Source organism: Brevundimonas sp. SS2672, from assembly GCF_059579685.1.
Genome location: NZ_CM184201.1, coordinates 1,179,372 through 1,197,957, shown reverse-complemented (window position 1 = coordinate 1,197,957; position 18,586 = coordinate 1,179,372). Strand labels below are relative to the sequence as shown.

At 67.2% G+C, this 18,586-nt stretch carries 19 protein-coding genes, 1 tRNA gene and 2 pseudogenes; 9 read left to right on the top strand and 13 right to left on the bottom strand.

Annotation, left to right across the window (positions count from 1 at the left end):
- Positions 1 to 77: 77 nt before the first annotated feature.
- The 4 genes from AC52GN_RS06070 (at position 78) to AC52GN_RS06055 (ending at position 3,165) form a co-directional block, all read left to right on the top strand.
- On the top strand, positions 78 to 980 hold the full coding sequence (locus AC52GN_RS06070) for a tyrosine recombinase (RefSeq protein ID WP_496528505.1): 903 nt from the start codon (positions 78 to 80) through the stop codon (positions 978 to 980).
- A gap of 86 nt (positions 981 to 1,066) precedes the next feature.
- Positions 1,067 to 2,017, top strand: a complete 951-nt coding sequence (locus tag AC52GN_RS06065; protein ID WP_496528504.1) for an acetyl-CoA carboxylase carboxyltransferase subunit alpha — start codon at positions 1,067 to 1,069, stop codon at positions 2,015 to 2,017.
- Between the two features lie 96 nt (positions 2,018 to 2,113).
- A complete protein-coding gene (locus AC52GN_RS06060; protein WP_291782271.1) occupies positions 2,114 to 2,689 on the top strand; it encodes a response regulator in 576 nt (191 codons plus the stop codon).
- Positions 2,686 to 3,165 (top strand): chemotaxis protein CheE, encoded by a 480-nt coding sequence (locus AC52GN_RS06055; RefSeq protein ID WP_291782274.1) that lies wholly within the window; start codon positions 2,686 to 2,688, stop codon positions 3,163 to 3,165. Before AC52GN_RS06060 ends, AC52GN_RS06055 begins: the two co-directional genes overlap by 4 nt.
- Here the strand turns inward: AC52GN_RS06055 and AC52GN_RS06050 are convergent.
- From AC52GN_RS06050 to AC52GN_RS06025, 6 genes are all read right to left on the bottom strand, one after another.
- Entirely contained in the window at positions 3,162 to 5,042 is a 1,881-nt protein-coding gene (locus tag AC52GN_RS06050; protein WP_496528503.1) for an ABCB family ABC transporter ATP-binding protein/permease, read from the bottom strand. The genes AC52GN_RS06055 and AC52GN_RS06050 overlap by 4 nt on opposite strands.
- 50 nt (positions 5,043 to 5,092) lie before the next feature.
- Positions 5,093 to 6,109 carry a threonine aldolase family protein gene (locus AC52GN_RS06045; protein ID WP_496528502.1) on the bottom strand — a complete coding sequence of 339 codons (1,017 nt, stop codon included), beginning with the start codon at positions 6,107 to 6,109 and terminating at the stop codon, positions 5,093 to 5,095.
- Positions 6,110 to 6,112: 3 nt separating this feature from the next.
- On the bottom strand, positions 6,113 to 7,093 hold the full coding sequence (locus AC52GN_RS06040) for a mechanosensitive ion channel family protein (RefSeq protein ID WP_452111284.1): 981 nt from the start codon (positions 7,091 to 7,093) through the stop codon (positions 6,113 to 6,115).
- Between the two features lie 44 nt (positions 7,094 to 7,137).
- Positions 7,138 to 8,835: a cisplatin damage response ATP-dependent DNA ligase gene (locus AC52GN_RS06035; RefSeq protein WP_496528501.1), complete on the bottom strand. Its 1,698-nt coding sequence runs from the start codon at positions 8,833 to 8,835 to the stop codon at positions 7,138 to 7,140.
- A 93-nt stretch (positions 8,836 to 8,928) separates the two neighbouring features.
- On the bottom strand, positions 8,929 to 10,740 hold the full coding sequence (locus AC52GN_RS06030; RefSeq protein WP_496528500.1) for an ATP-binding protein: 1,812 nt from the start codon (positions 10,738 to 10,740) through the stop codon (positions 8,929 to 8,931).
- Positions 10,741 to 10,857: 117 nt separating this feature from the next.
- Positions 10,858 to 11,157, bottom strand: a complete 300-nt coding sequence (locus AC52GN_RS06025; protein ID WP_496528499.1) for a BolA family protein — start codon at positions 11,155 to 11,157, stop codon at positions 10,858 to 10,860.
- Positions 11,158 to 11,201: 44 nt separating this feature from the next.
- Between AC52GN_RS06025 and AC52GN_RS06020 the strand changes: the two genes are divergently transcribed.
- On the top strand, positions 11,202 to 11,876 hold the full coding sequence (locus AC52GN_RS06020; RefSeq protein WP_496528498.1) for a J domain-containing protein: 675 nt from the start codon (positions 11,202 to 11,204) through the stop codon (positions 11,874 to 11,876).
- Here AC52GN_RS06020 and AC52GN_RS06015 read toward each other — a convergent pair.
- Positions 11,836 to 12,048 carry a hypothetical protein gene (locus AC52GN_RS06015; RefSeq protein ID WP_496528497.1) on the bottom strand — a complete coding sequence of 71 codons (213 nt, stop codon included), beginning with the start codon at positions 12,046 to 12,048 and terminating at the stop codon, positions 11,836 to 11,838. The two genes, AC52GN_RS06020 and AC52GN_RS06015, sit on opposite strands and share 41 nt — an antisense overlap.
- A 203-nt stretch (positions 12,049 to 12,251) precedes the next feature.
- Here AC52GN_RS06015 and AC52GN_RS06010 point away from each other — a divergent pair, with 203 nt between their 5' ends.
- Together AC52GN_RS06010 and cobS are read left to right on the top strand one after the other, a co-directional pair.
- Positions 12,252 to 12,680 (top strand): organic hydroperoxide resistance protein, encoded by a 429-nt coding sequence (locus tag AC52GN_RS06010; protein WP_291782299.1) that lies wholly within the window; start codon positions 12,252 to 12,254, stop codon positions 12,678 to 12,680.
- 74 nt (positions 12,681 to 12,754) lie between these two features.
- Positions 12,755 to 13,765: a cobaltochelatase subunit CobS gene (gene cobS, locus AC52GN_RS06005; RefSeq protein ID WP_291782302.1), complete on the top strand. Its 1,011-nt coding sequence runs from the start codon at positions 12,755 to 12,757 to the stop codon at positions 13,763 to 13,765.
- Positions 13,766 to 13,825: 60 nt separating this feature from the next.
- On the opposite strand, the gene AC52GN_RS06000 is transcribed toward cobS, so the two are convergent.
- A complete protein-coding gene (locus tag AC52GN_RS06000; RefSeq protein ID WP_291782305.1) occupies positions 13,826 to 14,881 on the bottom strand; it encodes a COX15/CtaA family protein in 1,056 nt (351 codons plus the stop codon).
- 140 nt (positions 14,882 to 15,021) lie between these two features.
- On the opposite strand from AC52GN_RS06000, the gene AC52GN_RS05995 reads away from it, so the two are divergent.
- Both AC52GN_RS05995 and AC52GN_RS05990 read left to right on the top strand, forming a co-directional pair.
- A complete protein-coding gene (locus tag AC52GN_RS05995) occupies positions 15,022 to 15,273 on the top strand; it encodes a transglycosylase (protein ID WP_312218347.1) in 252 nt (83 codons plus the stop codon).
- Complete coding sequence (locus AC52GN_RS05990; RefSeq protein ID WP_312218349.1) at positions 15,273 to 15,488, top strand: DUF2842 domain-containing protein; 216 nt, start codon at positions 15,273 to 15,275, stop codon at positions 15,486 to 15,488. The genes AC52GN_RS05995 and AC52GN_RS05990 overlap by 1 nt, the downstream gene beginning before the upstream one ends.
- Before the next feature lie 66 nt (positions 15,489 to 15,554).
- Here the strand turns inward: AC52GN_RS05990 and AC52GN_RS05985 are convergent.
- From AC52GN_RS05985 to plsX, 5 genes and pseudogenes are all read right to left on the bottom strand, one after another.
- A tRNA-Pro gene (locus AC52GN_RS05985) sits at positions 15,555 to 15,631 on the bottom strand.
- Positions 15,632 to 15,703: 72 nt separating this feature from the next.
- Positions 15,704 to 16,120, bottom strand: coding sequence for a MerR family transcriptional regulator (locus AC52GN_RS05980; RefSeq protein WP_496528496.1), 417 nt, complete (start codon positions 16,118 to 16,120; stop codon positions 15,704 to 15,706).
- Between the two features lie 5 nt (positions 16,121 to 16,125).
- Entirely contained in the window at positions 16,126 to 16,434 is a 309-nt protein-coding gene (locus tag AC52GN_RS05975) for an integration host factor subunit alpha (RefSeq protein WP_409450003.1), read from the bottom strand.
- 74 nt (positions 16,435 to 16,508) lie between these two features.
- A pseudogene (locus AC52GN_RS05970) lies at positions 16,509 to 17,487 on the bottom strand (beta-ketoacyl-ACP synthase III).
- Positions 17,484 to 18,520: pseudogene (gene plsX, locus AC52GN_RS05965) on the bottom strand (phosphate acyltransferase PlsX). The pseudogenes AC52GN_RS05970 and plsX overlap by 4 nt, the downstream one beginning before the upstream one ends.
- Between the last annotated feature and the right edge of the window lie 66 nt (positions 18,521 to 18,586).

The following is an 18,586-nucleotide window of genomic DNA, read 5'->3' as shown; positions in this document are numbered from 1 at the left end:
ATACCCTCTACACCAGACGTCGCCCTGCTCCACATCCCACAAGCAACGATTGGCCAGAAGAGACGACCTGACGCCGCATGACCCCGCAGATCGAAGCCTTTCTGGAGATGATGGCGGTGGAGCGCGACGCCTCGCCCCATACGCTGGCCGCCTATGGTCGCGATCTGGCGGACGCAGAGACCTGGCTGGGCGACGCCGGCGGCCTGATGAGCGCGCCGCAGGAAGCTCTGGAGGCCTGGTTCGCCGATCTGTCGCGACGCGGACTGTCCGCCGCCACGGCCGCGCGACGCCGCGCCTCCGTACGCCAGTTCTATCGTTTCGCCCTGGGCGAGGGTTGGCGCGCCGACGATCCCTCTCGTCGCCTGGATGCGCCCAAACAGGGCCGCAGCCTGCCCAAGACCCTCGGCCGCGACGAGATCGAGGCCCTGCTGACCGCCGCCGGCGCCGCCGACAGCACAGCAGCGCTGCGTCTGATCGCCCTGGTCGAGATGGCCTACGCCTCGGGCCTGCGGGTGTCGGAACTGCTGGCGCTCAGGGTCGAGGCCGTGCGCCGAGATCCCGCCTATCTGATCGTGCGCGGCAAGGGCGGCAAGGAGCGGCTGGCCCCGCTTAACTCCGCCGCACGCGAGGCGATCAAGGTCTGGCTCGACGCCCGCGACGCCGCGCGAAAGCCGAATGCGCCGGACAGCGTCTGGCTGTTTCCCTCGCACGGAAAGAGCGGCCATCTGACGCCGCGGCGGTTCGCCCAGCTTCTGGATCAGGCGGCCGTCACAGCGGGAATCGACCCGGCCCGCGTCAGCCCCCACGTCCTGCGTCACGCCTTCGCCACCCATTTGCTGGAAGGCGGCACCGACCTGCGCGTGGTGCAGACCCTGCTGGGTCACGCCGACATCTCGACCACCCAGATCTACACCCACGTCGCCACGGATCGCCTGTCCCAGGTGGTCCACGCCAACCACCCCTTGGCGAAGGACGACTGAACCCGCGCTTGCTCCGGAACGTTCCCCGCTCTAGGTTCCGCCGCTTTCCGTAGCGCCATCGGCGCTTCCTCCTCTACGGACGCCTTATGGCCACGCACTATCTCGAATTCGAAAAGCCGATCGCCGAGCTGGACGCCAAGATCGCCGAGCTGTCGCTGCTGGCGCCGACCAGCGGATCGTTCGAGACCGAGATCGCCGCCCTGCGCAAGAAGGCCGACGCCATGCGCACCAAGGCCTACGCCAACCTGGACCCGTGGATGCGCACCCAGGTCGCGCGCCACCCGCAGCGTCCGCACTTCGTGGACTACGTCGACGGCCTGTTCACCGACTTCGTGGAGCTGCACGGCGATCGTCAGTTCGGCGACGACCAGGCCATCCTGGGCGGTCTGGCGCGCTTTCGCGGCCAGCCGGTCGTGATCATGGGCCATGAAAAGGGCCACGACACCCAGACCCGCATCACCCACAACTTCGGCATGGCTCGCCCCGAGGGCTATCGCAAGGCCGTCCGCCTGATGGACATGGCCGAGCAGTTCGGCCTGCCGGTTCTGACCTTCGTCGACACCGCCGGCGCCTATCCGGGCCTGGGCGCTGAAGAGCGCGGCCAGGCCGAGGCCATCGCCCGCTCGACCGAGCGCGGCCTGACCCTGGGCGTGCCCTCCATCGCCACGGTGACCGGCGAAGGCGGTTCGGGCGGCGCCATCGCCATCGCCGCCGCCAGCCGCGTGCTGATGCTGGAGCACTCCATCTATTCGGTCATCTCGCCGGAAGGTGCGGCGGGCATCCTGTGGCGCGACGGCACGCGGGCCAAGGACGCCGCCAACGCCATGAAGATCACCGCGCCCGATCTGATCGAGCTGAAGATCGTCGATCGCGTGATCCCCGAGCCCCTGGGCGGCGCCCACGCCGATCGTGAGAAGGCCATCCACAACGTCGGTCAGGTTCTGGAAGAAGAGCTCAACGCCATGTCCGGCCTGTCGGCTGAACAGCTGAAGAAGCAACGCGCCGACCGCTTCTACGCCATCGGCCGCCTGGGTTGATCAAGGACTGATCGCGATTGCGCGGCGTCGCAGCGCCGCCGAAACTGACGTCATGCGATTCGGTCTGTTTCCTTCCTCAACCCTCGGCAGGCCTCCATGCGCGGCATGAACGGGGTCGGCGAATCCCTGCGCGAAAGCGCGGTGTTCAACTTCGACGGCGCGGTGACCATGGTCATCGACGATTCGCCGTTTTCGCTGGAGCTGACCGCCCAGGCCCTGCTCGGTTTCGGCATGAAGGTCCGCCACGCCTGCGAAAGCGCGGCCGGGGCCATCGCCATCCTGCAGAACCATCCGGTCGACCTCATCCTGGTCGACTGCGAGATGCCGGGCATGAGCGGGTATGAGTTCGTGCGCTGGCTGCGCCGCTCGGGGCTGGATCCGAACGCCTACAGCCCGGTCATCATGACCGCGGCCCACGTACGCCGCTCCAAGGTGTCGGACGCCCGCGACTGCGGCGCCAACTTCCTGATCACCAAGCCGTTCAGCGCGGGCGTTCTGCTGGAACGCATCGTCTGGGTGTCGAGAGACAATCGTCCCTTCCTGGAGGTCGGCGACTATTTCGGCCCCGACCGCCGCTTCCGAAACGAGCCCTGGCCAGGTCCGGAACGTCGCGCCGAGGAACGGCGAAGAACCGCCTTTGAAAAAGAACGCCGCGCGGCGGTGGAGCTATGACAGTCATCACCCACAATCGGCGCCGCAGCCGCCTGTCGACCCTGGTCGATCAGCCTGGCGGCGTCAGCGTCGGCGTCGCCTTGACCGAGGCTCGCGCCAATCTGGCGCGGTATGAGAGCCGCAGCCGCGAGATCATCGAGCAGCAGGTCACGGCCCTGGCCGCCCTGCCCGTTCCGACCGGCGTCGACGAAGGCGCGCTGGACCAGGCCTACGCCCACGCCAGCGCCGTGATCGACGCGGCCGGGCCGTTCGAGCTCAACGACCTGTGCGCGGCGGCGGCCAATCTGTGCGATCTGATCGACGCCGCGCCCGAAGACCGCCCATTCGACTGGCGCGTCGTCACCGTCCACGCCCAGGCGCTGCGCCTGCTGCTGACCCTGCCGCCCGAAGCCGTCGACGCCCGCGCCAAGGTGCTGGACAGCCTCAAAGACATGCTGAAGGCCAAGGTTCCGGGCTCCGGAGAGCCTGAGGCCTAGCTCGCCTGGGTCTTCGCCCCGCGCGTCTGCTTACGCCACAGAGCCGCATATTCCCCGCCCTGACGCGCCACCAGCTCATGATGGGCGCCGCGCTCGACGATCCGGCCCGCCTTCAGCACCAGGATCTGATCGGCGTCGGCCACGGTGGACAAGCGGTGCGCCACCACCAGGGTGGTGCGGCCCGTGCGGGCGCGGCGAAGCGTCTTCTGGATGGCGGCCTCGGTGCGGCTGTCGAGCGCGCTGGTCGCCTCGTCCAGGATCAGGATGCAGGGGTCGGCCAGCAGGGCGCGGGCAATCCCGACGCGCTGCCGCTCGCCGCCCGACAGCTTCAGCCCCCGCTCGCCGACGCGCGTGTCCATGCCCTCGGGCAGGTTGCGGATGAAGTCCGCCAGTTCCGCTGCTTCGGCCGCCGCCCAGATCGCCGCCTCGTCCGCGTCAGGGCGGGCGAAGGCGATGTTGGCGGCGATGGTGTCGTTGAAAAGGGCCACGTCCTGCGGCACCAGGGCCACGGCGGCCCGTAGCGACGCCTGTGTCAGACTGCGCGCGTCCCGCCCATCGATCAGCACGCGCCCGTCCTGCGGGTCCAGCAACCGCAGGGCCAGCTTGACGATCGTCGATTTGCCCGCCCCGGACGGTCCCACCAGAGCCGTGGTGGTGCCCGCCGGCGTGACGAAGCTGACATCGTCCAGCCCCGCCGCCCGTGCGTCATGCCGGAAACCGACATGGTCGAAAACGATCTCCGCCCCGCAGCCGCTTTCAGGTCGCGGCAGATCGATGGCGTCGGGCGCATCCGCCACATGCGGCGCTTGACGCGTGACCTTAAGCATCTCCTCCATGTCGATGAAGGACTGTCGGATTTCCCGATAGGCGAAGCCCAGGATGTTCAGCGGCGCATAGAGGGAGATCATGATCAGCACGGCCGCCGTCACATCGCCCGGCCCCATGCGCCCGGCCGCCGCTTCGAACCCGGCCATGACCGCCATGACGCCCAGGCCCAGGTTCATGATCAGGCCCTGGATCAGGTTCAAGGCGGCCAGGGAGGTGTTGGCCTTCAACGACGCCTGAACATAGGTCGCCAACGACTGGTCATAGGCCTCGGCCGCACGGCCCTCGGCCCCGAACGATTTGACGGTTTCGTAGTTCAGCAGGGCGTCGACCGACAGGCCGGCCGCCTCGCTGTCGGCGGCGTTCATGGCGCGCCGGTGCTCCAGCCGCCAGTTGGCCATGGCGAAGGTCGTGGCCGCATAGACCAGCACCACGGCCACGGCGACCGCGCCGAAACGCCAGTCGTACTTGCCGCCCAGCACCGCCGCCGCCAGCACCAGCTCCAGCACCGTCGGGCCCAGGTTGAACATCAGGATGCGCAGCAGGAAGTCCACCGCCCGCGAACCCCGGTCCATCACCCGAGACAAGGCGCCGGACCGCTTGGTCTGGTGGAAGTCCAGCGACAGGCTGAGCGCGTGGGCGAAGGTCTCGGCCGCCGTCTTGCGCTGGGCGGCCGCCCGCACGGGAGCGAACACCACATCCGACAGTTGCGGCGTCGCCGCCGACAGGAAGCGGACCAGCGCCCAACCCACGGCGAAGGCGGCGAATCCCAGGCCTACGGACGCCGCCGGTCCCTGGTCCGCCGCCAGATGGTTGACCGCCGCCCCCAGAACCAGCGGAGCCAGGACCCCCAGCCCCTTGCCCGCCAGGGTCAGCAGGATCGCGCCGGCCACCCGCCAGGGCAGTTGCGGCGCGCCCGAACGCGCCACGACGCCGATCAGGTTTTTCAGCGCCTCGAACGTAGGCGGCGCCTCTTGCTGAGAGGCGTCGACGCCGGCGTTCATCGCCTTGGCCGCGACGTCGCCGCGTCTTCCCGAGCGCTCACCACGCATTGCCACGCCTCGCCGCCATCACGCCTCCGAGGCGAAACGCGCTCGCCACGTCAGTTCAGGCTCGCCACGGCGTCGATCAGGGCATCCACCGACGCCTCGTCCGTCGCCCAGGAACAGACGAACCGCACCGAACCGTCATCGAATTGATAGCAGGCCCAGCCTGCCGCATTCAGCTGCTCATGGGCTTCATCGTGCATCCGCACGAAAACGGTGTTGGACTCCACCGGGTGAGCCAGCACGAAGGGCGTCTTCGCCTCGATGCCGTCCGCCAGGCGCTGAGCCATCAGATTGGCGTGAGCGGCGCCAGCCAGCCAGTCGCCCGACTCCAGCAGCCCCAGCAGGGGCGCGGCCAGCAACCGCCCCTTGGACGCCGTCTGGCCGGCCTGCTTCAGCCGGTTGTCGATCCGCCGCGTCATCGCCTTGTCGAAGATCACCAGGGCTTCCACGCAATGCGCCCCTGCCTTGGCCCCGCCGAACGACAGCACATCGACGCCCAGGCGCGGAATATCCTTGGGGTCGAAGCCCGCGGCCACGGCGTTGGCCAGCCGCGCTCCGTCCATGTGCACGCCCAAGCCCGCCCGTTTGGACGGCTCGATCAGATGGCGCAACTCTTCCTCGGAATAGACGGCGCCGTATTCCGTCGCCTGGGTCAGGCTGAGCGCGGCCGCCGGCTGACGATGGCCCACGACCGGCTCTTCCAGAGCAGCGTACAGGGCGGCTACGTCGATCTTGCCCGAATAGCCCGGCAGACCGATCAGGCCGACGCCCTGGCCGAAGAAGCCGGGCGCGCCCGTCTCGTCCGTGCAGACGTGGGCCGCGTGATGCGCCAGAACCGCCTCGTAGGGACGCGCCAGCATCGACAGGCCGATGGCGTTCGCCGCCGTACCGCTGAAGACGAAGCGCACCTCGGCGTCCGCATCCAGGGTCTGACGGATCAGATCGGCGGCGCGCGCCGATGTATCATCAGCCCCATAGGCCCGCGCGAACCCGGCGTTGGCGGCGACCATGGCCTGAAGTGCCGAGGGCGCCATGCCCGCCGTATTGTCGGAACCGAAATCAAAACGCACGGCTCATTCTCCCCCTTGGGCCGACGTTCCGTCGGGTGCCACATCACTCTGAACAGGGGCCATGACGACCCGCGCGAACTTGGCGTCCCTTGCCGGCACCTCGACCTGGTGCGGGAAAGGAATCTCGATGCCGGCCTCGTCCAGGGCTTCCTTGCCCGCCTGCATCAGATCCGCCTGTGTCTGCCACCAGTCGTCGTTGTTCACCCAGGCATGCAGGGTGATCTGGACCGCGCTGTCCAACAGCCCTGTCACGCCCGTCCATGGCGCCGGCTCCTGCAACACCCTGTCGTTGACCCGCGCGACCGAGGCCAGCACCGCGCAGGCGTCCTTCAGATTGTCGCCATAGCCGACGGTGAACTTGATCTCGATGCGGCGCGTGCGTTGTCCCGTCAGATTGACGATCACGTCGCTCAGCACCTTGGAGTTCGGAATGACGATCTTGTGGTTGTTGGCGTTCGTCAGCTGGGTGGTGAACAGGTCCAGCTTCTGCACCGTGCCGGAGGCGCCGCCTACGTCGATGGCCTCGCCCACGCGATAGGGACGCAGAATCAGAAGCATCACGCCCGCCGCCACATTCGACAACGTCCCCTGCAGCGCCAGACCGACGGCCAGGGAGGCGGCGCCCAGCACGGCGATGATGGAGGTCGTCTGCACGCCCAGCCGCTGCAACACGGCGATCATGCCGATGATGATGACCACGACCCGGACGATCTGCACCATGAAGGCCAGCACGGTGGGGTCGCGCCGCACCACCCGCGTCCGCCCCAGAATCTTGCGCGCCGCGCCCGAGGCCCATCGCGCGGCGATGAGAGTCAGGACGAAAATGATGGCCGCCACCGTCAGGTTGATGGCGAAATCGCCCAGCATATCCATGGCCTTGGCCAGGATGGCGGCGTCGATGCTCAACCTCTGCTCGCCGGCGGCCACAGCCTGAGCCAGAGGCTCGGCGAACGCGGCAGGACTATGCTGAAACTTCGTGAGCATGAACCGGGTCTAACGCACGTACAGCCGATTGGAAGCCCCGCCGCTCAAGCTTTTTCGCCGGCGCTGACTCGCCCGCCGCCTCGCTCGATCGCATCCAGCAGGTCGAGGACGGAATCGAGGCTGTCGGCCTCACGCGCGGGCTTGTCCCAGCGGATGCGGCTGACGCGCGGAAAACGCATGGCGACGCCCGACTTGTGACGCGTCGAACGCTGCAGTCCCTCGAAAGCGATCTCCAGCACCAGACCGAAATCGCGCTCGGCGCGGACCGCGCGGACCGGCCCGAACCGGTCCGTCGTATGATCACGCACGAACCTGTCCAACTGCTTCAGCTCTTCATCGGTGAAGCCGAAGTAGGCCTTGCCGACCGGCGTCAGCGCGCCCTCATCGGTCCAGACGCCGAAGGTGTAGTCGGAATAGAATCCCGAGCGTTTTCCATGCCCGCGCTGGGCGTACATCAACACGGCGTCGATGACGTGCGGGTCGCGCTTCCACTTGAACCAGGGTCCCTTGGGCCGCCCCGCAACATACAGGCTGTCGCGGCGCTTGAGCATCAGGCCCTCGGCGGCGGCCCCGACCGGCGGATCAGCGCGCAGAGCGGCGAGATCGTCCCAGGTCTCATGCGCCAACAACGGCGACAGCCCCAGGCGCTGCCCGCCATGCTCCCCCGCCAGGCGTTCCAGTCGCGCCCTCCGCTCGATCAGGGGCAGGCCTCGCAGGTCTTCTTCTCCATCGGACAGAAGATCATAGGCCAGGATCGACGCGGGATAGTCCTGCATCAGCCTCGCGCTCGCCGTCTTGCGATTCAGCCGCTGCTGCAGATCCCCGAACGGCGCCACCACCCCGTCGCGTATGACCAGAAGCTCGCCGTCGACGGCCCCCTCGAAGGCCAGACCCGCCGTTACATCTGGAAAGGCGGACGATATCTCATCCCCCGTGCGGGAATAGAGGCGTGTCTGCCCGCCTTCGCGTACGGCCTGCACCCGGATGCCGTCCCACTTCCATTCGGCGAGGAAGTCCGCCGGGTCCAGGCGCGGCAGATCCAGCCCTTCGTCGAAGGCCGTAGCCAGCATGACAGGACGAAACCGGCCGGGTGCGTTCGCGCTGGGCTGCTCCGCCCGCCCTTCGACCCAGGCGAACAGATCCTGATAGGGGGGCTGCAGCGCGTGCCATATCTCCTCGACATCGCTGACGGTGATCGGCGGCAGGCGCTCGACCGCCTCATGCCCTTGCGGGCTCGGCGGGTCCGTCAGGGCGGCCGGCCGCATCATCGCCACGGCGGTACGGGCCAGACGCGCGGACAGGCCGACCCGGAGCCCTCCCGTCACCAACTTCAGCAACGCCCACCGCCCCTTGGGCTCCAGCGCATCCAGCCAGCCCTCGATCAGGACGGGCGCGTCGGCGCGGTTGGCGCGAAGCAGGGCATCGACCACCTCGCCCAGATCTGGCTCCCGATTGGCGCGATGCGAGGGGTCACGCGGCCAGATCAGCGCGGTCGTCTCGGCCAGATCGCCCACATAGTCATAGGACCAGCCGAACAGGATGGAATCGACCCGGGCCTCGACGGCCTTGCGGATCACGGCCGGCTTGGCCGCCGTGAAGCTCAACTCGCCGGTTAGGGCCGCCAGCGCCCAGCCGCGATCAGGGTCGGGCGTCGCCTTCAGATAGTCGCGCAGCAACACCAGCTTGGCGTTGCGCGAGGTCGTCAGCGACAGGCGATCCAGCAATTCGGCGAAGGGACGCAATCGGGCTCCAGCTCTCAAGGCTCCCCTGCACAACGACGAAGAGAGCGCCTGGCTCCCTCGACGGTCGTCGCTCCCGGCCCATGCGCCGCGTGATCAGGCGGCCTCCGCTTCCTGATCCATCAAGCGGCGAAGCGCCGTCCGTCCGCCCTTGGCGTGCGCCATGAGGGCCGACAGGCTGCGGAAATCGATCGGCTTGTTCAGATAGGCGTCAGCGCCCGCCGCCAGCCCGGCTTCATGGTCCTCGTTCCGCGCCGAGGCCGACAGAACCACGATGGGCGTCTCGGCGTTGGCCCCTCCCCCTTCACGGATCAGGCGCGTCGCCGCCAAGCCGTCCATGACCGGCATGTTGACGTCCATGACGATCAGATCGAACCGCTGATCCCGAGCGGCGTCGACGGCTTCCTGACCGTTTTCAGCGATGCTGCTGCGCCGCCCGGTGGAAGCCATCCAGGCTTCCAGGATCATGCGGTTGACGGGGTGATCCTCCACCACCAGCACCTCCATGCCGTCGCCCACGGCGACATCGCCCTCGGTTGGCGTCGCAGCTTCGGCCGCGCGCCAGGCGACCACCTCGCCCTCGACGACGAAGGTGAAGGTGGAGCCTTCGCCCGGGCTGGAGGTCACGGAAATGTCGCCCCCCATGATGTTGGCCAGACGGCGCGAGATCGTCAGCCCCAGCCCGGTGCCGCCGAACCGCCGTGTCGAGGACGCGTCCAACTGGGTGAAGGGCTGGAACAACTGTTCCATGTCGGCTTGGGAGATGCCGGCGCCGCTGTCGATGACGGCGAATTCAAAGGTCACGCGGCGTTCTGAAACGCGTCGCCCTCGGGTGACGAAACGAACGGCGCCCTGATCCGTAAACTTGACCGCGTTGGACAGGAGGTTCTGCACCACCTGGCAGACCCTCAAGGGATCGCCGCGCACCACGGCGGGAATGTCGCCTTCGAAGGCGGTCACGAAGTCCAGACCCTTGGCCTCGGCCTGGGCCTCGAACGGGCCGATGATGCGACGGTGCAGATCCTCCAGATTGATGTCCACCGTCTCGAAATTCATGCGCCCGGCCTCGATCTTGGTCATGTCGAGGATGTCGTTCAGCAGGCTCAGCAGGTTGTCGCCCGAGTTGCGGATGATCGCCAGATACTCGCGCTGCGCCCCTTCCAGCCGCGTCGCGCTCAGCAGTTGCGCCGCGCCCAGCACCCCGTTCATCGGCGTGCGAAGTTCATGGGAGATGACGCCCAGGAAGTTGGACTTGGCCTCATTGGCCGCATCGGCCTTGTCGCGCGCAGCCTCCAACTCCTCGATGAGATGCGCCTGATGCTCCTGGAAGGCGCGTATCCGCTCCTCGCGCAGCATGGTCATCGTCACAAGGACGAAAAGGCTGGCGGCCGTGAACGGCGCCAGGGCGACAAAGGGCCAGAAGACGGGGTCGCCGATCAGGCTGGCCCCGATGATAGCCGCCGCCGCGCCATAGGGAGAGGAGATGAGAATAGCCTGCCGGGGCGAATTCCTCAGCTGGGCGAACACGAGGACATAGCCCGATATCAGGAGGGCGATGGCCAGTTCGCGCCCAAACGCCGACGGCGAGAACCACGCCAGCAGGGGCGCCACGGCCCAGATCGCCGTGGTGGCGGTCGCCACCGCCGGGAACACCAGCCCCCAACCGGCGCCTGCGCTCTGGCTGACGCGTTTTTCGACCTCGCCGCGCAAGGCGCCTGCGGCCAGGGTCGCGACGAACCAAAGCAAGCCATGCGCCAGACCGACCGTCGCAATCAGCCCCAACGCCCAGCTGACGATAATGAGATAGCGCAGATAGTGGGTTTGCAGGATGGCGGTCAGGGCCTGGGCCGCTTCGCCCGGCGCCTGCGCCCCATCTATCCCCTTCGCAAACCCGTCAGATCCAACCATCGCGACGCCCCCGCTCGCTCCAAAATGCTTCGGGTGCGGACGCTAGAATGAAAGGTTCTAAGACGATATGAATGCGGATAACTACGTAATCCGAATTATCAACGGCGACGGCCGGCGTCAGGCCTGAGCTTCCTGCGGCGTCTGCGCCCGGATCGAAAGGGCGTGCACCGGACCGGCCAGCTCCTCCTTCAGCACGGCGTTGACGGCGCGCTGTCGGGCCACGCGCGTCTGGCCGACGAAGGCGTCGGATACGATGGTCAGCTGAAAATGACTTTCCCCGCCGTCCTGGGCGTCAATGCCGCCTTCATGATGGTGGCCCGCGTGCTTCCAGCTGTCATCCTCCAGTTCCAGGCGCACCGGCGCGAAGGCCGCCGTCAGTTTTCCGCGCATAACCGTCGCGATCGGGCCTTCAGACATAGGGACTCCTTGAAGCTGACCAATTCGGCCCTACACTTCGGGCGATGTCTGCGTCTTTTCAATACAAGCCTCGCTTCACCGACATTCGGGTCAAGCCGCCGCGTTCCGACGATGAACAGGAAGCGGCGGAGGATGTCCTGCGCCTCAAGCCTGGCGAGAAGGCCTGCGAATGGGCGGAGTGCACCCGGCCGGCCACGGCCCGCGCGCCCAAATCGCGCGAGCAGCTGAACGAATTCTATGACTTCTGTCAGGCGCATGCGGCCCAGTACAACAAGAGCTGGAATTTCTACGCCGGCATGAACGAAGGCCAGATTCGCGCCGCCCAGGAAAACGAGGCCATGACCGGCGGCCGCCCCACTTGGCAGATGAAGGCCGGACCGCAGACGCGCGAGGCCGCCGCCTTCGCCGCCAAATTCGGCACGGCCAACAATTCCGGAACCGGTTCATGGCGCGACAGTTTCGGCCTGTTCGGTCGGCGGGTTCACGCCGAGGGCCCGGTGCAGGACGATCCCAGTCATCGGCTGGGCAAGCTGGAGCGCGCCGCCCTGACCGACCTGGGTCTCGAGCCCGGCGCCGACAAGGCCGCGATCAAGGCGCGCTATCATGAGATGCTCAAGCGCTTCCACCCGGACACCAACGGCGGCGATCGCGGCGCGGAAGCCAAGCTTCAGAGCGTCATCAAGGCTTGGAAAACCTTGAAAAAGGCCGGTCACGCCTGAGCGTTCTCAACAGGCCGCCCTCGCCCGGCAAGGCGTCGACGCGGGTCATGGACTGATCGACGGCCGAGGAATCCCAGATTTCGGCAAAGACCTCGGCCCCGGTCTCGTCCAGCATCATGCGCTGCGTTTCCTGGACCGCCTCCGTAAAGCTGTCGGCTTCCAGGGGAAACATCTGAGGCGTCCTTCCGGGCGCGTCATAGACATAGCAAAAATATTGCGTGTGCGTTTCCATGTCCCTCTCCCCCGACGGGAGCGATGCCCAATTGTTAACACCCTCCTGCCGAATTCCCGAATCACAGAACCGTTGTTTCTGAAAGACGTTGCCTCTTCGTCATCCCCCTGTTCATCCCCAGGCTGGGGATAAGGAGTCCACAGATGGAAGTTCTGTATCGCGCGCACGCAACCGCCTCCGGCGGAGGCCGCGATGAAGGCCGATCGGCCACCGACGACGGCAAGATCGATGTTCGCCTGTCCGTTCCGACCGAAATGGGCGGCAAGGGCGGCGACGGGACCAACCCCGAGCAGCTCTTCGCCACGGGCTATGCGGCCTGCTACCTGGGCGCCCTGCGGCTGGTCTCGGGCAAGGCCGGTACGCCCGTCGGTCCTGACACCAAGGTTTCGGCGGGGATCGGCTTCGGCAAGAACACCCGAGGCGAGGGCTTCAACCTCGATGTCGCCTTGCGGGTGTCGGACCATGGACTGGATCGCGCGGTGATCGACGACCTGATCCAGAAGGCGCACCAGGTCTGCCCCTATTCCAACGCCACGCGCGGCAACGTCGACGTAGACCTGTCGGCGGAATAGGCGACCGGCCCAGGGCGAATAATCCATCCGGCCCCTCGCGCGTGTTGAGCCGCGCGCGCGAGGGCGCTAGGTGGATGGCCATGACCTCTCCGCTCGACGCCTCCCCCGATCCGCTCGTCACCCTGGAACCGCACCGCAAGGTCACGCTCAGAGAGGCGTTCGGCGTCGATTCCGACATGCTCGTGCCCGCCTTCGAGACACGCGACAGCCATGTGCCGGAGATCGACGAGTCCTATCGCTTCGATCCCCAGACCACGATCGCGATCTGCGCAGGCTTCGCCTATGACCGCCGCGTGATGGTCCAGGGCTACCACGGCACCGGCAAGTCGACCCACATCGAGCAGGTGGCCGCCCGCCTGAACTGGCCCCTGGTTCGCGTCAATCTGGACAGCCACGTCAGCCGCATCGACCTGATCGGCAAGGACGCCATCGTCCTGAAGGACGGCAAGCAGATCACCGAGTTCCGCGAAGGCATCCTGCCCTGGGCGCTGCAACGTCCGGTGGCCCTGGTGTTCGACGAATATGACGCAGGCCGCCCCGACGTCATGTTCGTGATCCAGCGCGTGCTGGAGGCGCAAGGGCGTCTGACCCTGCTGGACCAGAACCGCGTCCTTCGTCCGAACAAATGGTTCCGCCTGTTCGCCACCTCGAACACCGTCGGCCTGGGCGACACCACAGGCCTGTATCACGGCGCCCAGCAGATCAATCAGGCGCAGCTGGACCGCTGGAACATCGTCACCACGCTGAACTATCTCGACCACGACGTCGAAGCCGAGATCGTCGCCGCCAAGGTGCCTGAGTGGAACGACGCCGAGGGCAAGCGTCGCATCGCCGCCATGGTCCGCGTCGCCGACATGACCCGCAACGCCTTCATGAACGGCGACATCTCGACCGTCATGTCGCCGCGCACGGTCATCACCTGGGCCCAGAACGCCATCATCTTCGACGGCGACGTGGCCCTGAGCTTCCGCCTGACCTTCCTGAACAAGTGCGACGAACTGGAGCGGCCGACCATCGCCGAATTCTATCAGCGCGCCTTCGGCGAGGACCTGCCGGAATCCGCCACGCGGGTGAAGATCGGCTAGAGGGCTTCCCTCGCACAATTGAAAAGGCCGCCTTCCTGAGCGAGGAAGGCGGCCTTTTTCTTAGCGCAGCCCCGAGACGAACATCCTCGGACGTGAACGCCGCACCAGCCACAGATTGACCGTGGCCGCCGCCAGCACCAGCGCCGCCGCAGCCTGGTGCAGCACGCCCAGGGTCACCGGCACCGCGTGGATAAGCGTCAGAACGCCCAGCCCCGCCTGCAGCCAAAGCGCGCTCGCCAGCACCAGGGCCGAAGCGCCCAGCCCTTCGCCCAGGCGCCCGCGCAGGGCCTGGACGGCATAGAAGGTGCCAGCAAACAATAGCACATAGGCGCCGATCCGGTGGTTCAACTGCACCAGCCCCTGATCGTGCAGGAAGGTCAGCGCCCCCTGCCCCCAAGCGACCGGCGGAAACAGGGCGCCGTTCATCATCGGCCAGTCCGTGTAGATCATGCCCGCCTTGGCCCCGGCCACTAGGCCGCCGAGCAGGCACTGGAAGAAGACGCCGCCCAGCAACAGACCCGCGCCCCAGCTCCATCCGCGCGGCGCGCGCGTGAAGTCAGAGCCGGACCAGGCCTCAAGCCCCGTCCAGATCAGGCCGGCGAAGATCAGGAAGGCCAAACCCAGATGGGTCGCCAGCCGCTCCGGCGCCACGTCGACGCGCTCGGCCAGGCCGCTGGACACCATCCACCAGCCGATCAGCCCCTGCAGGCCGCCCAAGGCCAGCAGGATCGCACAGCGCGCGATCAGACGGCGCGGAAGGACGCGGAAGGCCAGGAACAGGACGAAAGGCACGGCGAAGACCACGCCGATCAGACGTCCCAGCAGCCGATGCGCCCACTCCCACCAGAAGATGTACTGGAACTCCGCCATGCTCATGCCGGCGTTGACTTCAACGTACTGGGGGATGGCCTTGTACTTGTCGAACGCCTCGACCCAGTCGGCGTGGTTCATCGGCGGCAGAGCGCCCATGATCGGCTTCCACTCCGTGATCGACAGGCCCGAGCCGGTCAGCCGCGTCGCGCCCCCGACCACCACCATGGCGAACACCAGGGTCGCGCAGAAAAACAGCCACAGCGCCACCGCGCGGCTGCGGTCCAGTTCACCAATACGCTTCATTCGACGCCTGCCGTTCGCCCCGATATGCTTGCCGCCTCTTTCGCGGGCGGCGGAACCGAGGGATATGCCCCTCCCGCGAGGCAAGATCGAGTCGGTTTCTACGTCAAAGCGTCGCACAACATTCTAGGGAGCGCCGACCGGTGCAATATATCGAGATCGCCATCGCCCTGGCCGGGGCCCTGGGCCTGGCCTGGATCGCCGATCTGCTGACGGGCCGTCGCGGCCTGGGCGGGACGATTCTGGTCGCCCTGGTCAGCGCCGCCTGCGGGGCCTTCCTGGCGATCCGCGTCTTCGCCGTCGCCACCCTGGCCGACTGGGAATGGCTTCCCTGGGCCTTCGCGGCTGTCGTCATAGGTCTGGTCGCCTTCTTCCTGTTCCGGAGCAAACGCTGATGCCGCCTCGCGCCCGCCGCTTCATCGCCACCCTCGGCGTCATCGGCTTCCTGGCCTTCTGGGTGTGGGGCGCGGTGACTCTGCACGACCACCTGCCTGACGCCTGGTGGATCGACCTGATCTTCTTCGCCGTAGCGGGGATCGGCTGGGGCGTGCCGCTCATCCCCCTGCTTCGCTGGGCCGAGCGCGCGCCGGACGACAGAACGAAAGCCTGAACAGCAGAACGGCCGGCGAGGTTTCCCTCACCGGCCGTTTCAGCCTGCTGAGTAACCCTCAGCAAATGGTCGGAGCGACAGGATTCGAACCTGCGACCCCTTGACCCCCAGTCAAGTGCGCTACCAGGCTGCGCCACGCTCCGAAGGCGCTCCCTATAGACGGCGGTTCGGTGCTCCGCAAACCCTAAAACACTCTATCGACAACAACTTCCGCCTTATCGGCGCAGAACGGCCTCCAACCGGGCTCTGGCCCCCTCAAGGTCGCTCAACACGGCCTCGAGACGCGCCGAAGCCGCCGGCGTCACCGCCGCTTCCAACGCCGTTTCAGCTCGATCGCCCGAATCGATCTCCAGCGTGGCGGCGGGATCGGCATAGGCCGTCAGCCGCGCCAGGCCCTGATCCTGCACCAGACGCTGAACGCCGCGAATCGTCAGCCCCTCGTCATGCAGCAGGCGCCGGACGGCCTTCAGCACCATGACGTCGTCGGGGCGATAGAAACGGCGCCCGCCCGCCCGCTTCACCGGGACGACGAAGTCGAACTTGGTCTCCCAGAACCTCAGCACATGCTGGGGGGCGCCGACTTCATCGGCCGCTTCAGAAATGGTGCGGAAGGCTTTGGGGCTTTTGGCCAAGGATCTCAGGTCTCGACGACGGCGTCGTGCACCCGGCTCTTCATGATCTGGGAGGCGCGGAAGCTGATGACGCGGCGGGGGTTGATGGCGGCCGGTTCGCCGGTCTTGGGGTTGCGGCCCATGCGGGCGCGTTTTTCACGGACCTGGAAGACGCCGAACCCCGACAGCTTGACCGTCTCGCCCTGCTCAAGCGAGTCGACGATCAGGTCCAGCGTGCGCTCGACCAGTCCAGAGCATTCCTGTCGGGACAGCCCGACTTCCTCGTGGACCGCTTCGCACAAATCCGCCCGGGTAAGGGTGTGATGTCCGGCCACTTGCATCTCCCCGCAATCAATCGGCGGGGCATTGAAGGGCAAAACGGCCGGAAATCAAAGTCCTCAATGCGAATCTAGAACCGGAAGGCGCACGCGCCCCACGTCAGGCCGCCGCCCATGGCCTCGACCAGGACCAGATCGCCCTTCTTGATCTCGGCCATCCTTGATCGCGACGTCCATCGCCAGGGGGATGGAGGCGGCCGAGGTGTTGGCGTGCATGGCCACGGTCGAGATCACCTTGCCCTCGTCCAGACCCAGACGGTCGCCCACGCCCTTGATGATGCGCTGGTTGGCCTGGTGCGGCACGAACCAGTCGATCTCGGGGATGTCGACGCCCGCGACCTGGGCGGCGGCGGTGATGGCTTCGGCGATGTTGACCACGGCGTGACGGAAGACCTGGTTGCCCAGCATCCGCAGGTGGCCGACCGTTCCGGTCGTGGCCGGGCCGCCGTCGACATAGAGCATGTCCGACTTGGCGCCCTCGCAGCGCAGGGCGAAGCCCAGCACGCCGCGATCGTCCTTGGTCCCCCGCCCCTCGCCCGGCTCCAGCACGAAGGCCCCGGCGCCGTCGCCGAACAGGACGCAGGTGGTGCGGTCCGTCCAGTCCATCAGCTTTGTCATTTCCTCGGCGCCGATGACCAGGGCGCACTTGGCCTGACCGCGCGCGACGAATCCGTCGGCCACGCTCAAGGCGTAGACGAAGCCCGAGCAGACCGCCTGGACGTCGAAGGCGATGCCCACCGGCGCGCCCAGCTTGCGCTGGACGATGGCGGCCGTGGCCGGGAAGGTCTGGTCCGGCGTCGTGGTGGCGACGATGATCAGATCGACGTCCGCCGCCGTCTTGCCGGCGTCGGCCAGGGCGCGCTCGGCGGCCTTGAGCGCCAGGTCGCTGGTCGGCTCGTCGTCGCGGGCCTTGTGGCGCTGGCGGATGCCGGTGCGCTCGATGATCCATTCGTCGGAAGTGTCGACGATCTTGGTCAGGTCGGCGTTGGTGACGACCTGCTCAGGCAGGAAGGAGCCAACCCCGGTAACGACGCTGCGGATGACGCTCACTGTTCGGTCTCTCCCATGACGGCGGGCGCCGTCTCGTCCATGGCCGCCGCCAGACGCGCGAAATTGGCGCTGACCTTGGTCAGATAGTCGCTGCGGGCCAGTTCGACAGCCACGCGGATGGCGTTTGCATAGCCCTCGGCCGTGGCGCCGCCGTGGCTTTTCACGACGATGCCGTTCAGGCCCAGCAAGGGGCCGCCGTTGACGCTGCTGGGATCGATGCGGCGCGCCATCTTCTTCAGGGCCGGCATGGCGATCAGGGCGCCCAGCTTGGCCAGAGGACCCGAGGTCAGCGCCTCTTTCAGCAGGCCCGAGATGAAGCGGGCCGTGCCCTCGGCGGTTTTCAGGGCGACATTGCCGGTGAAGCCGTCGGTAACGACGACATCGACCGTTCCGGCGGCGATGTCGTGCCCCTCGACGAAGCCGGTGTAGTTCACCGGCACGGCGTCGGTGCGCAGGACGGCGTGAGCCTCGCGCACCTCTTCATGGCCCTTCATCTCTTCGGAGCCGACGTTCAGAAGGCCGACCGTCGGTCTTTCCACCCCATGCACGGCCGCCTGAAACGCCTCGCCCATGATGGCGAACTCGACCAGTTGGCGCGCATCGCTGCCGATGTTGGCGCCCACGTCCAGAACGGCGGTGACGCCGCGCTTGGTCGGCCAGCTGGCGACGATGGCGGGGCGCTCCAGCCCGTCGACCGCCATGCGCAGGATCAGCTTGGAGATCGCCATCAGGGCGCCGGTGTTGCCGGCGGAAACAGCCCCTGGGCCTCGCCCGTCTTGACCGCCTCGATCGCGTTCCACAGGCTCGAGCCCTTGCCCCGGCGCATGGCCTGGGCCGGCTTTTCGTCCATGGCGACGACCTTGTCGGTGTGCCGGACCTGGCAAAGGTCGTCCGAGACGTGCAGGCGCGCCATCTCTGCGCGGATCGCCGCCTCGTCGCCATGCAGCAGGAAGCGCACGCCGTCGCCCCCATACAGGGAATAATAGGCCTTCACGCCGCCGACCACGACGGCGGGACCGTGGTCGCCCCCCATGGCGTCGAGCGAAATCAGTGTGGATGATGCCAAGTGGAAATCGACTCCGTCGCCGTCTTGTCGCGG